The organism is Sphingomonas sp. (assembly GCF_036269755.1).
Taxonomy (GTDB): Bacteria; Pseudomonadota; Alphaproteobacteria; order Sphingomonadales; family Sphingomonadaceae; genus Sphingomonas.
Window position 1 is genome coordinate 113560 of the sequence record NZ_DATBDV010000019.1, and the last position, 14539, is coordinate 128098.

At 67.2% G+C, this 14539-nt stretch carries 13 protein-coding genes, 1 tRNA gene and 1 pseudogene; 8 read left to right on the top strand and 7 right to left on the bottom strand.

Annotated elements, in window-relative coordinates; genetic code table 11:
• Window positions 1-131 precede the first annotated feature (131 nt).
• From VH326_RS12770 to VH326_RS12780, 3 genes are all read left to right on the top strand, one after another.
• Entirely contained in the window at window positions 132-818 is a 687-nt protein-coding gene (locus tag VH326_RS12770; RefSeq protein ID WP_329632216.1) for a zinc-ribbon domain-containing protein, read from the top strand.
• Window positions 819-908: 90 nt separating this feature from the next.
• Window positions 909-995: transfer RNA gene (locus tag VH326_RS12775), tRNA-Leu, on the top strand.
• Window positions 996-1217: 222 nt separating this feature from the next.
• Complete coding sequence (locus VH326_RS12780) at window positions 1218-2153, top strand: ribose-phosphate pyrophosphokinase (protein WP_329632217.1); 936 nt, start codon at window positions 1218-1220, stop codon at window positions 2151-2153.
• Here the strand turns inward: VH326_RS12780 and VH326_RS12785 are convergent, their stop codons facing one another.
• From VH326_RS12785 to VH326_RS12795, 3 genes are all read right to left on the bottom strand, one after another.
• The gene (locus VH326_RS12785; protein ID WP_329632218.1) at window positions 2154-2486 is read right to left on the bottom strand and encodes a PilZ domain-containing protein; all 333 of its coding nucleotides are present in this window, start codon (window positions 2484-2486) and stop codon (window positions 2154-2156) included. It abuts the gene before it with no gap.
• A gap of 74 nt (window positions 2487-2560) precedes the next feature.
• Window positions 2561-3190, bottom strand: a complete 630-nt coding sequence (locus VH326_RS12790) for a hypothetical protein (protein WP_329632219.1) — start codon at window positions 3188-3190, stop codon at window positions 2561-2563.
• 74 nt (window positions 3191-3264) lie between these two features.
• Window positions 3265-3777, bottom strand: coding sequence for a beta-carotene hydroxylase (locus tag VH326_RS12795; protein ID WP_329632220.1), 513 nt, complete (start codon window positions 3775-3777; stop codon window positions 3265-3267).
• 176 nt (window positions 3778-3953) lie between these two features.
• On the opposite strand from VH326_RS12795, the gene sucC reads away from it, so the two are divergent.
• The 3 genes from sucC to VH326_RS12810 all read left to right on the top strand — a co-directional run bounded on the left by sucC (window position 3954) and on the right by VH326_RS12810 (window position 7042).
• Window positions 3954-5153, top strand: coding sequence for an ADP-forming succinate--CoA ligase subunit beta (gene sucC, locus VH326_RS12800; protein ID WP_329632221.1), 1200 nt, complete (start codon window positions 3954-3956; stop codon window positions 5151-5153).
• A gap of 213 nt (window positions 5154-5366) precedes the next feature.
• On the top strand, window positions 5367-6113 hold the full coding sequence (locus tag VH326_RS12805) for an electron transfer flavoprotein subunit beta/FixA family protein (protein WP_329632222.1): 747 nt from the start codon (window positions 5367-5369) through the stop codon (window positions 6111-6113).
• On the top strand, window positions 6110-7042 hold the full coding sequence (locus VH326_RS12810) for an electron transfer flavoprotein subunit alpha/FixB family protein (RefSeq protein ID WP_329632223.1): 933 nt from the start codon (window positions 6110-6112) through the stop codon (window positions 7040-7042). Before VH326_RS12805 ends, VH326_RS12810 begins: the two co-directional genes overlap by 4 nt.
• 119 nt (window positions 7043-7161) lie before the next feature.
• On the opposite strand, the gene VH326_RS12815 is transcribed toward VH326_RS12810, so the two are convergent.
• From VH326_RS12815 to VH326_RS12825, 3 genes are read right to left on the bottom strand one after another with little or no spacing between them, the layout of a single operon-like run.
• The gene (locus VH326_RS12815; protein ID WP_329632224.1) at window positions 7162-8385 is read right to left on the bottom strand and encodes an MFS transporter; all 1224 of its coding nucleotides are present in this window, start codon (window positions 8383-8385) and stop codon (window positions 7162-7164) included.
• Between the two features lie 3 nt (window positions 8386-8388).
• Window positions 8389-9393, bottom strand: coding sequence for a histone deacetylase family protein (locus tag VH326_RS12820; RefSeq protein WP_329632225.1), 1005 nt, complete (start codon window positions 9391-9393; stop codon window positions 8389-8391).
• A 1-nt stretch (window position 9394) separates the two neighbouring features.
• Window positions 9395-10966, bottom strand: coding sequence for a lysine--tRNA ligase (locus VH326_RS12825; RefSeq protein ID WP_329632226.1), 1572 nt, complete (start codon window positions 10964-10966; stop codon window positions 9395-9397).
• Window positions 10967-11055: 89 nt separating this feature from the next.
• Here VH326_RS12825 and VH326_RS12830 point away from each other — a divergent pair, with 89 nt between their 5' ends.
• Together VH326_RS12830 and VH326_RS12835 are read left to right on the top strand one after the other, a co-directional pair.
• The gene (locus VH326_RS12830; protein ID WP_329632227.1) at window positions 11056-13761 is read left to right on the top strand and encodes an ATP-dependent DNA helicase; all 2706 of its coding nucleotides are present in this window, start codon (window positions 11056-11058) and stop codon (window positions 13759-13761) included.
• Window positions 13762-13773: 12 nt separating this feature from the next.
• Entirely contained in the window at window positions 13774-14316 is a 543-nt protein-coding gene (locus VH326_RS12835) for a SixA phosphatase family protein (protein WP_329632228.1), read from the top strand.
• Window positions 14317-14319: 3 nt separating this feature from the next.
• Here the strand turns inward: VH326_RS12835 and VH326_RS12840 are convergent.
• Window positions 14320-14539, bottom strand: a pseudogene (locus VH326_RS12840) (chemotaxis protein); the annotation flags it as partial.

Here is a 14539-nt window from a genome sequence, read left to right on the forward strand (position 1 = left end):
TAAATCCAAGCCCCGCCACCGCCATCGCACGTAACGCGGGCGGCCATCAAGGCAGGAGGCTTGCCGCGAGTCGGCGGCTTGCCTAGGAAACGGGAACGGACCCAAAGGGGAAAGGGTTCGGGGACGCGAGCATGATCCTCGAATGCAGCCAATGCCATACGCGCTACTTGGTCCCCGACAGCGCGGTCGGGGCGACCGGGCGCACCGTGCGCTGCGCCAATTGCAAGCATAGCTGGTTCCAGCCGCCCGCGGGCGGCGCGCCGATCGCACCCGTCGCCGAACCCCCGACAGCGCCGCCGCCCGCGCCGGTTCCCGACCCGGCTTACGCCGCGCCCGATCATGATTACGATGCCTTTGCGCACGAGCCGCCGTTTCGCCCGCGCCGCAACCCGGCGAGGAAATGGACGATCGCCGCGGTGAGCGCAGGCGCGGTCATGCTGATCGCGGCGGCCGCCCTGCTGTTCGGCAATCTGCCCAGCTTCGCCGCGATGCTCGGGCTGCCCTTGGGCGGGGGCGAAACCCCGCTCAAGTTCGTCAATTTGAAGAGGCCGGATCGCCGCGACTTGCCCAATGGCAGCGAGCTGTTCGCGATCGGCGGACAGGTGCAGAACCCGACCGCGCAGCGCGAGTCCGTCCCCGACATCCGCGCCGAACTCCGCGACGCGCAGGACCGGCTGGTCTATAGCTGGACGATCAAGCCCGATCAGCGCACGCTCGCACCGGGCGGATCGATGAGCTTCGACAGCGCGAAGCTCGACGTGCCGTCGAGCTCGAAGACGGTGAAGCTCAGCTTCGCCGCGGCCGCCCCGGGGGATTGAGCCCGCGACCGGCGCTTGCGCTTCCCCGAACCCGCTGCTAGGGGCGCTCGCCTGCCAGCCACCGGCGCGTCCGGCGGCATTCTATCACGTGCGGCCGTGGCGGAACTGGTAGACGCGCAACGTTGAGGTCGTTGTGGGCGAAAGCCCGTGGAAGTTCGAGTCTTCTCGGCCGCACCAGTTTTCGCCGAAGGGAAATCATCCGGGGATGATTTCAGGCGAAAACTCCCGACCGACGGCGACGGGGCCGCGGAGAAAAGCAAAATAGCGGCGCTATTGAGCGCCGGGTGCTCTGCCCGACCGACGGCGCGAATTCACTTCGCGCCCGGACTCGATCCACAGATGCTGGACCGCTCGCGGTCTCGCTCCTAAGAAAGCCCCACACCCAAGGGGCCTCCTCTCATGAAATTGATGACCGGCAATTCGAACCTGCCTTTGGCGAAGGCGGTCGCCGGCTATCTCGAAATGCCGCTGACCGATGCGCTGGTGCGGCGCTTCGCCGACGAAGAGATATTCGTCGAGATCCAGGAAAACGTCCGCGGCGAGGACGTCTTCGTCCTGCAATCGACCTCGTTCCCGGCGAACGACAATTTGATGGAGCTGCTGATCTGCATCGACGCGCTGCGGCGCGCGTCGGCCAAGCGGATCACGGCGGTTGTCCCCTATTTCGGCTATGCCCGGCAAGACCGCAAATCGGGGTCGCGCACGCCGATCTCGGCCAAGCTCGTCGCCAATCTGATCACGATGGCGGGCGCCAATCGCGTGCTGTCGGTCGATTTGCATGCCGGACAAATCCAGGGCTTCTTCGACATTCCCACCGACAATCTGTTCGCGGCGCCGGTCATGTCGACCGACATATTGGCGCGGTATACGGGCAGCAATCTGACGGTGGTGTCGCCCGATGTCGGCGGCGTGGTGCGCGCGCGCGCGCTCGCCAAGCGGCTCGACAACGCGCCGCTCGCGATCGTCGACAAGCGCCGCGAGCGCGCCGGCGAATCCGAAGTGATGAACATCATCGGCGACGTCGAAGGGCGCTATTGCATCCTGATCGACGACATCGTCGATTCGGCGGGAACTTTGTGCAACGCCGCGGCGGCGCTCAAGGAAGCGGGCGCAGCCGGCGTCGCCGCCTATGTTACGCACGGCGTGCTGTCGGGCGGTGCGATCGCAAGAGTCGAGGGGTCGGCGCTCGAGGAATTGGTGATCACCGATTCGATCGGCAATCACGAGATCATCGCGCAGTCGCCCAAGGTCCGCCACCTGACGATCGCGCCATTGCTCGCCGAGGCGATCCGGCGGATCGCCGATGAAAGCTCGGTGTCGAGCCTGTTCGACTGATCAGCGGCTCAGCGTGCGGACGATGTGGTCGAGCACCGCCGGATAGAGCGGCTGGCGGAATTTGCAGCCGATTACCGCCGCGCGGCGCCACGCGACGGTGGCCTCGAGCCCCTGCAGTCCCGGGATCGTCAGCCATACGATCATCCCGGCATCGAGGCTGTAATGCGCCTCTGCGCGAAAGCCGGTGACCGACAGGTCGAGCAGATGGACGTCGTACTTGTTCGCGGCGCGGTCGCGCAGCCGCGCGGGCATGCGCACGCCCACACGTTCCTGGCGGCGGTGATCGCCCTCGCCGCCGATCGGAGCATCGAAACCAAAAGTACGCGCGTTCATAGCTGCCGATAGTGGTTATCAGCAGTTAAATTTCGGCAAATATTCGATCCGAAATGCGCCGAACCGAAGCCGTTTCAGCTAGTCGGACAGGCGGCCAGGACCTTGTCGAGCCGGTTGCCCATCATCGTATCGGCTTGCTTCTGGCTATAGTCGGTCACTTGCTCGGTGCTGGTGAACCCCTTTGCCTCCAACGCGGCGTCGCTGAAATTGGCGGTCGCCGTGCGCTTGACGGCGTCGAGGTGCTGCTTCTCGGCATCGGTCAGGCGGACGCCGCCTTGCGCGAGGCTCTCGGTAAAGGTCGCCGCCATCACGCACCAATTGGCTTTATCGACCGAGTCGCTCGGCAGGGTGGGGGCGACCGAACCCGCCGCCACCGGGAAGCGCGCGCGGCACTGACTCTGCAAGCTGTCGAGGTTCATCTTCATTTTTTGCGTTTCTTCGTCGGTCGGCTTGGTATTCGTGACCTTATTGACCTTGTCGAAGATGTTGGGGCCAGGCTCGGCCTTGGCGACGACGACGGCGTAGCCGATCACTTCCGACATGTCGGCAAGCGAGAAATTACCGTTATTGTAGCCCTTGCCGCTTGCCACCGGCCAGCACGTCTTGGCGGCGTCGACGTCGTTCGCCGGCAGCTTGGCGTTGAACATGTCGCACCCGCTCAGCACCAGCGCCGCCGATGCGATCGTCATTGTCGCGATTTTCATGACTCACTCCCCTGTTTGCGGCTCGGACCTAGCCGAGGAAAAGGGGGCCGGATTGGTGAAAACCGACGGTCGGATCAGGTCGCCCGGTCGTTCCCGGCGGGCGCCCGGACCCCGGCACGGCCACGCCGCGCGAGCTCCGCCTTGAGCGCGTCGGGCCGCGGCGCCCACAGGAACCCGAAACTCACCGTGTCGAGCCGAGACTCGACCGCGTGGTGCAGCCGGTGCGCCTGGACGATCCGCTTCATATAGGACGATCGCGGCAGATATCGTGTCGCGACGCGGCGATGGACGATGACATCGTGGAACCCGAAATAGATCGCGCCGTATGCCGCGATCCCCGCCCCGATCGGCGTGCACCCCGACCACCAGCCGAGCTGCATTCCACCGAGCAGCAGCACGATCGACGGGACCGCAAAGATCACCGCGTAAAAATCGTTGAGTTCCCATCGGCCGAGCCGTGCGCGATGGTGGCTGGCGTGGAGGAACCAGCCGGGCCCGTGCATCACCCAGCGGTGCATGACATAGGCAAACCCCTCCATCGCGACGACGCTCGCGACGAACAGCAAGATTCCAATGGCCCAGTGCATCGCGCCGGCTATAGCGCCGCGTCGCTCGCGATGCGACGATTCATCCTAGAATTCCTCGGCGGCGTCACGAGCTCGGCGGCGCTCCGGCCGACGGTTTCGCGGGGTAGATTCGCGAGCGCCGCTGTGCTTAAGGCCTAACCATTCCCACCTTTCGAAAAGGCGCGAGTTCCGCCCTCATGAACATCCACGAATACCAGGCCAAGGAATTGCTCGCCAAGTTCGGGGTTCCCGTTCCCGCCGGCCACGCCGCGATGAGCGTCGACGATGCGGTCGAGGCCGCGAGGAAACTCCCCGGGCCGCTCTACGTCGTGAAGGCGCAGATCCACGCCGGCGGGCGCGGCAAGGGCAAGTTCAAGGAACTCGGCCCCGACGCCAAGGGCGGTGTGCGGCTCGCCCGGACGCTCGACGAAGTCCGCGCGGCTGCCGCCGACATGCTCGGCAACACGCTGGTGACGGTGCAGACCGGCGAGCATGGCAAGCAGGTCAATCGCCTCTACGTCACCGACGGCGTCGACATCGCCAAGGAATTCTACCTCGCGGCGCTGGTCGATCGCGTCACCGGCCGGATCGCCTTCGTCGTCTCGACCGAAGGCGGGATGGATATCGAGACCGTCGCGCACGACACGCCGGAAAAGATCCACACGTTCGATATCGACCCGGCGACCGGCTTCATGCCGCATCACGGCCGCGCCGTCGCCGACGCGCTCGGCCTCAAGGGCGATCTCGCCAGGCAGGCCGCCTCGGTCGCGAGCAAGCTCTACGACGCCTTTCTCGGCACCGACGCGAGCCAGATCGAGATCAACCCGCTCGCGGTCACCGACGACGGAAAATTGATGGTGCTCGACGCCAAGGTCGGGTTCGATTCGAACGCCATGTTCCGCCACAAGGATCTCGCCGCGCTGCGCGACGAGACCGAGGAAGACCCCGCCGAGCTCGAAGCCTCGAAGTACGACCTTGCCTATATCAAGCTCGACGGCGACATCGGCTGCATGGTCAACGGCGCCGGCCTTGCAATGGCGACGATGGACATCATCAAGCTCAACGGCATGTTCCCGGCCAACTTCCTCGACGTCGGCGGTGGCGCTTCCAAGGAAAAGGTGACCGCGGCGTTCAAGATCATCCTCGCCGATCCCAACGTGAAGGGCATTCTGGTCAACATCTTCGGCGGCATCATGAAGTGCGACATCATCGCCGAGGGCATCGTTGCCGCGGCCAAGGAAGTGAATCTCTCGGTGCCGCTGGTGGTCCGCCTCGAAGGCACCAACGTTCAGCAGGGCAAGGACATATTGGCCAATTCGGGCCTCGCGATCGTTCCGGCCAACGACCTGGGCGACGCGGCGCAGAAGATCGTCGCCGAGGTGAAGAAGGCGGCTTGAATTTCACCTGCTCCCCTTGCGGGAGAAGGATACGAAGGCTTGGCAGCTTGCTGCCTAGCCGAAGTTGGATGAGGGGTAGCGAGCCGCAGGCTCGCGCGGCGCAAGCGCACCGCTCACCCCTCACCCAGCTCCGACTAGGGCCGCGCCGAAGAAGCGCGACCCAAGTCTGCGCAACCCTCTCCCGCAAGGGGAGAGGGAGGTAGGAGTGAACAAATGAAAGTGCTAGTGCCGGTCAAGCGCGTGCTTGATTACAACGTGAAGCCCCGCGTGAAGGCGGACGGGACGGGGGTCGACCTCGCCAACGTCAAGATGTCGATGAACCCGTTCGACGAAATCGCGGTCGAAGAAGCGATCCGCCTGAAAGACAAGGGTGTCACAGAGATCGTCGCCGTGTCGATCGGCGAGGCGAAGTCGCAGGAAACGTTGCGCACCGCGCTGGCGATGGGCGCCGACCGCGCGATCCTGGTGGTCAGCGACGAGAAGGTCGAGCCACTGGGCGTCGCAAAACTGCTCAAGGCGATCGTCGACGCGGAGAAGCCCGACCTGATCATCCTCGGCAAGCAGGCGATCGATGACGACAACAACCAGACCGGCCAGATGCTTGCCGGATTGCTCGGCGTCGGCCAGGCGACCTTCGCGTCGAAGGTCGAACTCGCGTCGGACAGCGTCACCGTGACTCGCGAAGTCGATGGCGGCTCGGAGACCGAGAAGCTGACGCTACCCGCGATCATCACCACTGACCTTCGCCTCAACGAGCCGCGTTATGCGTCGCTGCCCAACATCATGAAGGCCAAGTCGAAGCCGCTCGATCAGAAGACGCCCGCCGATTACGGCGTCGACGTCACCCCGCGGCTGACCACGCTCAAGGTGGTCGAACCGGCCAAGCGCACCGCCGGCGTCAAGGTCGCCGATGTCGATGAACTGGTCGCCAAACTCAAGGCGATGGGAGTTGCCAAGTGAAGACGCTCGTCTGGGTCGAACATGACGGCAAGACCGTCAAGGACGCCACGCTCGCCGTGGTCACCGCCGCGTCGAAGCTCGGCGATGTGCATCTGCTCGTCGCCGGCAAAGGTGTGGACGGCGTCGCCGCCGAAGCCGCCAGGATCGTTGGCGTCAGTAAGGTGCACGTCGCGGACAACGCCGCGCTCGAATACCCGCTCGCCGAAACGGTCGCGCCATTGGTGGTCAAGCTGATGGGCGATCACGACGCGTTCCTCGCGCCCGCCACCTCGAACGGCAAGAACATCGCGCCGCGAGTCGCCGCTCTGCTCGACGTCATGCAGATCAGCGACATCTTGTCGGTCGAAAGCGAGGACACATTCACGCGCCCGATCTATGCCGGCAACGCCATCGCCACCGTCCAGACCAAGGACGCCAAGAAGGTCATCACGGTGCGCGGCACCGCGTTCGAGAAGGCCGCGGCCGAGGGCGGCACTGCCAAGGTCGTGTCGACCGACGGCGCCGGTCTTGAGCAGAATGTCTCGACCTATGTCGGGTCGGAGATCGCCAAGCTCGAGCGCCCTGAGCTGACCAGCGCGAAAGTGATCGTCTCGGGCGGCCGTGCGCTGGCGTCGAGCGAGAACTTCCACGCGGTGATCGAGCCGCTCGCCGACAAGCTCGGCGCCGCGGTCGGCGCGAGCCGCGCGGCGGTCGACGCCGGCTATGTCCCCAACGACTATCAAGTCGGCCAGACCGGCAAGATCGTCGCGCCGGAAGTCTATTTGGCGATCGGCATTTCGGGCGCGATCCAGCATCTGGCGGGGATGAAGGACTCCAAGACGATCATCGCGATCAACAAGGACGAGGACGCCCCGATCTTCCAGGTCGCGGACATCGGCCTGGTCGGGGATCTGTTCAAGATCGTGCCGGAATTGACGTCGAAGCTGTAGGAATGGGCAGCGCAAGCTGCCCACGATGCGAGCGCGGCGCGCTCGCAACAGCGAGACCGGCCAGTAGCGCGAAGGCGCTGGCCGACGGCGCGGGATTCACTCCCGCGCCCCCTCCCCCCTTAGTCCGTCCCCAACGGCTTAGCCGGTGCAATCTCGTTCCCCGGCAGCGGCGCGATCGTCCGCAACACCAGCCCCAACCCCAGCGCCACGCCACCCAGCGCCCCACAGAACGACGCCACCCCGGGCCACCCTCCGCGGCTCCACGCGACGCCGCCAAGCGACCCCAGCACGCTCGATCCGGCATAATAGAAGAACAGATACAGCGCCGCCGCTTGCCCGCGACGACCATGCGCTCGCCGCCCAACCCAAGCGCTCGCGATCGAATGCGCGCCGAAGAAGCCGATCGTGACCACCCCGATCCCCGCCACCACCAGCACCAGCGGCCGCGCCGCAGTGAGTGCGACTCCGGCAATCAACAGCACCACCGGCATCCAGAATATTCGTCGTCGCCCGAGCCTTCCAGCGACGCCGCCGAACCAGGTCGAGCTCGCCGAACCGAGCAGATAGAGCAGGAAGATCGCGCCGACCGCGGCATGGCCAAGGCCATAGGGCGGCGCCATCAGCCGGAACCCGGCATAATTGTAGATGCTGACGAACACCCCCATCAGCAGGAACGCTTCGGCGAACAGCAACGGCATTGCGCGGTCCCGGAACAGCTCGACGAAGCCGCCTGCCGTCGCGGCCAATGAAGGTGCGCTCGGCGCGAAATGCCGCGACTCGGGTGCGAGGCGGCGGAACCCTTCGGCCACCGCCAGCCCCGCGACGCCCACCGCCGCCACCGCGCCACGCCAGCCCGCGAGGTCGGTCAACAGGCTGACGCCGAGCCGCCCCGCCATCCCGCCGACCGCGCTCCCGGCGATGTACAGCCCCATCGCCGATCCGACCGAGGCCGGGTCGACCTCCTCGCTGAGATAAGCCATCGCCACCGCCGGCACCCCCGCCAGCGCGACGCCTGTTGCAAAGCGCAAGGCGAGCAACGCCGTCCAACCGGGCGCCCCGGCGGTCGCGAGCGTGAACCCGCCCGCGAGGAACATCGCCGCGACCATCATCGGCCGCCGTCCCCAGCGATCCGACAGCGCGCCCGCGACGAGGATGCCGATGGCGAGCGGACCGGTGGCGAGGCCGACCGCCAGGCTCGCGGCTTCCGCGCTCAGCGCGAAATCGTGCGCGAACAGCGGCAGCAGCGGCTGCGTCGAATAGAGCAGAGAGAAGGTCGAGAATCCGGCAAACAGCATCGCCAGGGTCAGGCGGCGATAGCCTGCGCTGCCCTTGGCCAGCGCCACGCGTCAGAACCCGCTCAGAAAACTGGCGACGTTGGCGCCGAGCGCGTCCACCGCGTAGCCGCCTTCCATCACGATGACCGTTGGCAGGCCCGCGGCGGCGATGTCGCGCGCGAAGATCGCGTAATCGGGCGTCTCGATGCGAAAGGCGGAGATCGGGTCGCCGATATAGGTGTCGGCGCCGAAGCTCACGATCAGCAGCTTGGCGCCGAACGCCGCGATCGCCTCGAGCGCTCGGCCCTGCGCGCGGCGGAAAGCGTCGAGCGTGGCGCCTTGCGGCAAGGGCAGGTTGAGCGTGGCGCCGCGGCCGTCGCCTTCGCCCACTTCGTCGGCATGGCCCCAGTAGAACGGATAGTCGGTCGCCGGGTCGGCGTGGAGCGAGGCGTAGAACACGTCGCCGCGCGCCCAGAAGATGTCCTGCGTGCCGTTGCCGTGGTGATAATCGATGTCGAGGATCGCGACCTTGGCCTTGCCCGCATTGCGCGCGGCTTGCGCGGCGACCGCGGCGGCGTTGAGGTGGCAATAGCCGCCATAATAATCCGCCCCGGCGTGATGGCCGGGCGGGCGGCACAGAGTGAACGCGGCGCGGTCGCCGTCGAGCACCGCGTGCGTCGCGGCGAGCGCCGATTGCGCGCTCCAATACGCGCTGGTCCATGTGTCGGCGGTGATCGGGGTCGAGGCGTCGAAGCTGTAGCGCCCGATCAGCGCATCGATGCGGTCGAGCCGCAGCGGCCGCCGCCCGACCACCGGCCAGACATAGCCGATCGCGTCGCCCGGCCGTCCCGCCGCCGCCCAGCGTTCGGCGAGGGTCTGGAGGAACTCGACATAGCCAGCGTCGTGGACCGCGAGGATCGGGCCTAGACCGCGATCCTCGGGCGCTTCCGCCCCGCCGATCGCCGCCAAGATCGATTGGGCGCGCGCCGGGGTCTCGGCGTAGTCGGTGAACCCACCATTGTGCAGCTCGCGCGCGGGCGCGTGGCGGCGTTGGCGCGAGTCGAAGAACGCGCGCACGCTACCGCGCGAGCGCCTCGGCGATCAGCCGCCGCGTGTTCTCGATCCCGTAGAGCGCGATGAAGCTGCCCATGCGCGGGCCCTGGCTTGACCCGAGCAGCGTCTCGTACAGCGCCTTGAACCAGTCGCGCAGCTCGGCGAACCCACCGGTCTTGCCGATTTCGTAGACGATCGTCTGGATCTCCTCGGCGCTGGCGTTTTGGGGTAGCGCGCCAAGCTCATCATCGAGCCGCTTGAGCGCCTCGACCTCCACCCCTTCGGGCGCTCGCCGGCTAAGCGTCGGCGCGACGAAATCGCGGGCATAAGCAAGCGCATAGCCGATCAGATCGTCGAGCGCCGGATAGGTCTCCGGCGAGGCATCGGCCACGTAGTTGGAGAGATATCCCCAGACCTGGTCCTTGGTCGCATCGCCGCCCATCACCCCGACCAGGTTGAGCAGCAGCCCGAACGTCACCGGCAGCGCCTCCGCGGGCGGCGGTCCGTTATGGATATGGTGAACCGGATTGCCGAGCCGCTGCTCGACCGGCTGCCCGGCATAATTGCCGCGGAATTGCCAGTAATCGTCGACCGCGCGCGGGATCAGCCCGAGGTGGAGCGACTTCGCCTTCTTGGGCTCGCGGTAGATGTAGAACGCCAAGCTCTCGTCGGGGCCGTAGGTCAGCCACTGGTCGATCGACAAGCCATTGCCCTTCGATTTGGAGATTTTCTCGCCCTTTTCGTCGAGGAACATCTCGTAGATCAGCCCCTCGGGCTTTCGCCCGCCGAGGATCTGCGCGATCTTGCCGCCGAGGATTGCGCTGTCGATCAGATCCTTGCCGTGCATCTCGTAATCGACGCCGAGCGCTGCCCAGCGCATCCCCCAATCGGGCTTCCATTGCAGCTTCGCTTGCCCGCCGAAGATCGATTGCTCGATCGTCTCGCCCTCATCGACGAAGCGGATCATCCCCGATTCGATATCGACCACCTCGACCGGCACCTGAAGCACGACTCCCGATTGCGGGCTGACCGGCAGCACCGGGGAATAGGTTGCCTGTCGCTCGGCGCGGAGAGTCGGCAGCATCACGCCCATGATCGCGTCGTAATTGCGCAATACGCCGCGCAGCGCTTCGTCGAACTTGCCGCCGGTGTAATAATCGGTCGACGACACGAATTCGTATTCGAACCCGAAGCGGTCGAGGAATTGCCGCAGTAGCGCGTTGTTGTGCGCGGCAAAGCTGTCGTGGCAGCCGAACGGGTCGGGGATCCTGGTCAGCGGCTTTCCGCGATATTCGGTCAGCATCGCCTGGTTGGGAACGTTGTCGGGCACCTTGCGCAGCCCGTCCATGTCGTCCGAAAACGCGATCAGCCGCGTCGGAATGTCCGACAGCGTCTCGAACGCATGCCGCACCATCGTCGTGCGCAGCACTTCGTTGAACGTGCCGATATGCGGCAGCCCCGACGGACCGTAGCCGGTCTCGAACAGCACATGCCCCTTGGCCGGCGCGCCGTCGGGGTAGCGCTTCAACAGCTTGCGCGCTTCCTCGTAGGGCCAGGCCTTGGAGACGAGAGCGGCAGAGCGAAGATCTTCGGTCATGATGCGATGCGCCGTAACGTGATCGCCCGGCCGCGCAAGCCCGCGCTCAGGGTTGCCATTCTGTTCCGCATCGCGCACCGTCGATCGCGATGTCGCTGCTCCCCTATCCCTCCCTCCACGCCAGCCACGCCGGCGTATGGATCGCCGACGCCGATGGTGCGCGCGCTGTCGGGCGCGGAGAGGCGATAAGGCGGGCGGCCGACACGCCGATGATCGTGCTCAACGCGCCGTTGGTCGGACAGCGGCTTGGGCATCCAGAGCTTTCGGGGCTCGACTTGCTCGAACTGTTCGCGTTTCTTCGCCCCGCGACCTTCCTGCCGCCGACGCCGCGGGGGCTGGCCCGGATGCTCGCGCTGGCGCCGCCGGAGGATGAGGCGAGCATCGCTCCGGTCTTGCGCGATGCTGCCGCTGCGTTGCTCGACCTCGCGCAAGGCGAGTGGCCCGAACGCGAGGGGGCGTGGACCGCGGCGCAGAGCCTGGCGCGGCTGCGCTGGCCGTGGGCGCCGTTGGTCGCCGAGCGGATCGCCAGGCCGGCGCAGGCCGAGCGCTGGCTGTTCTCGAAATTGCCCGAATGGGACGAAGCGCCGCCGCGCCCCGCGCCCAAGGCGGTGACGCTCGACGACGGGGAGGTGGCGGATCGGCTGGCCTACCTCACCGGTGCGGGCGCCGAGCAGCGCCCCGGCCAGCGCGCGTTCGCCGAAGCAGCCGCCGCAGCGTTCGGCCCGCGAAGCTTACGCGATAATCCCAACATGATGCTCGCCGAAGCCGGGACCGGGATCGGCAAGACGCTCGGTTATCTCGCGCCCGCGTCTTTATGGTCGGAGCAAGCGGGCGGCGCGGTGTGGATCTCGACCTTCACCAAGGCGCTGCAACGCCAGCTCAACCACGAGGCCGCGCGGCTGATCCCCGACCCCGCCGAGCGCAGGCGCCGCGTGGTCACGCGCAAGGGGCGCGAAAACTACCTCTGCCTGCTCAACCTCGAGGATGCATTGCAGGGCGGATTCGCCGGGCGCGCCGCCGTCCTCGCGCATCTCGTCGCGCGCTGGGCGGCGTACAGCGCCGACGGCGACATGATCGGCGGCGACTTGCCCGGCTGGCTGCCCACGCTGTTCCGCCGCAACGGATCGACCGCGCTGACCGACCGCCGCGGCGAGTGCGTCTATGCCGGGTGCCCGCACTATCGGAAATGCTTCATCGAACGCGCCGCTCGGGCGAGCGCTGCGGCCGACATCGTCATCGCCAACCACGCGCTGGTGATGGTCAACGCGGTCCGCGGCCGCGAGGCCAACAGCCGCCCGACGCGCTATGTGTTCGACGAAGGGCATCATTTGTTCGAGGCCGCCGATTCGATGTTCGGGGTCGCGCTGAGCGGGCAGGAAACGATCGAGTTACGGCGCTGGATCGTCGGACCGGAGGCTTCCGCACGCGGCCGCCGCCGGGGCCTCGCCGCGCGGCTGTCGGACGTCGCCAGCTATGACGAAGCGGGCGGTCAGGCGATCCAGAATGCGGTCGAGGCGGCACGCGTGCTGGCGAGCGACGGCTGGCTGCAGCGGGTGGCGGAAGGCGAGCCGTTCGGCGCGATCGAGCGCTTGCTGAGCGCGGTGCGCGGCATGGTCTATGCACGCGCCACGGCCGATGGCGATGCCGGCTATGGGCTCGAGACCGAACTCGCCGAGCCGCTGCCGGCGTTGATCGAGGCGGCCGCCGCCGCGGCGCAAGCGCTCGAGACCTTGCTTCGTCCGCTGATGACGCTCGGCCAGCGATTGGAGGCGGTGCTCGCGGAAGGCCCCGACTGGCTCGACGGCCAGGCACGCGCGCGAGTCGAGGCCGCGGTCGCATCGCTCGGCTGGCGGACCGAGACGGTGGGGGCGTGGATCAGCCTGCTCGCGCGGATCGGCGGGCCGGCCGATCCCGATTTCGTCGACTGGCTGGCGGTCGACCGGATCGAGGGGCGCGAGATCGACATCGGTCTCCACCGCCGCTGGCTCGACCCGACTCGCCCGCTCGCGGCGACCGTGCTCAAGCCGGCGCACGGCGTGCTCGTCACCTCGGCGACGCTCAAGGGCGGCGATCCCGACTGGGATACCGCCGACGCCCGCGCGGGCGTGCCGCACCTCGACCGCGCCGCTGGGCATTTCGACGTCGACAGCCCGTTCGATTATGCGGCCCAAGCCGAGGTGCTGATCGTCACCGACGTCAAGCGCGGCGACCTTGCCGCCCTCGCCAACGCTTACGCCCGGCTGATCGCGGCGGCGGGCGGCGGGACGCTTGGCCTGTTCACCGCGATCCGGCGGTTGCGCGGGGTGCATGCCCGGATCGCCGATCGGCTCGCGCGCGACGGCCTGCCGCTCTACGCGCAGCATGTCGATCCGATCGACCCCGGCACGTTGGTGGACATGTTTCGAGACGAGCCGCGCGCCTCGTTGATCGGCACCGACGCGTTGCGCGACGGCGTCGATGTCCCGGGCGAATCGCTGCGCCAAGTGATCCTCGAAGGCGTGCCCTGGCCCAAGCCGACCGTGCTCCACGGCGCGCGGCGGCTGGCGGGGGGCGGTAGCGCGTACGACGATCGCATCGTCCGCGCCAAACTGGCCCAGGCGTTCGGCCGGCTGATCCGCCGGGCCGACGATCGCGGCGCCTTCGTGCTGCTATCGGCCGCAATGCCGAGCCGGTTGCTCGCCGCTTTCCCGCCCGGCGTGCCGATCGCGCGCTTGCCGCTCGACGAAGCCGTCGCGCGCGTGCAATCGCGCCTTTCTTCGGTCACGCGCGTCGTGCAAGAGACCAGCGGCACCTGACGAAAAGGCGGCATGAAAACCCTGATCCTCCTCCGGCACGCCAAATCGGGATGGGACGATCGCGCCGCGCCCGATTTCGATCGGCGCCTCAACGCCAAGGGCGAGCGCGCCGCGCGTATGATGGGGCGGCACATGCGCGATGCGGGGATCGGGTGGGATCACGCCATCGCGTCCCCCGCCGCGCGCGTGGTCGAAACGCTGGCGGCGATATCGCACGGGTATGGGCATGCGATCGAGCCCGAATGGGATCGTCGCGCCTATCTCGCTGTGCCTGCGATGCTGATCGAACTGGCGCACATGGCGCCCGACGACGCCGACCGACTGCTGCTGTCGGGCCACAACCCGGGACTGGAGGAACTGGTCCTGCTGCTCGTGCCCGACCGCGCCGGCGACAGCCTGCGCGATTCGGTCGAGGCGAAATTCCCGACCGCCAGCCTGGCGGTGATTACCTTCCCCGTCGCGCGCTGGGCGGATATCCTGCCGGGGGCCGGCACCCTGGTCGCCTTCACGCGCCCCCGCGACCTCGACCCGACGCTGGGTCCCGACGCGGACTGAAGGTTACGCGACCTTGGTGGCGAAGTCCGAGGCTGAGGTCTTGAGGTTGCCGAGTTGGCCGTCGAGCGAGTCGAATCCCTTGCCGACGCTGTCGATCTCGCTTGCCACGGCTTCAGTATCCTCGCGAATGGTTGCGATTGTGTTCGACATCGAATCGGCGGCGAGCGCAGTCTCGTCGACCGCGGCGGTGATCGCGGTGACGGTTTGCGCCTGCGCTTCCATC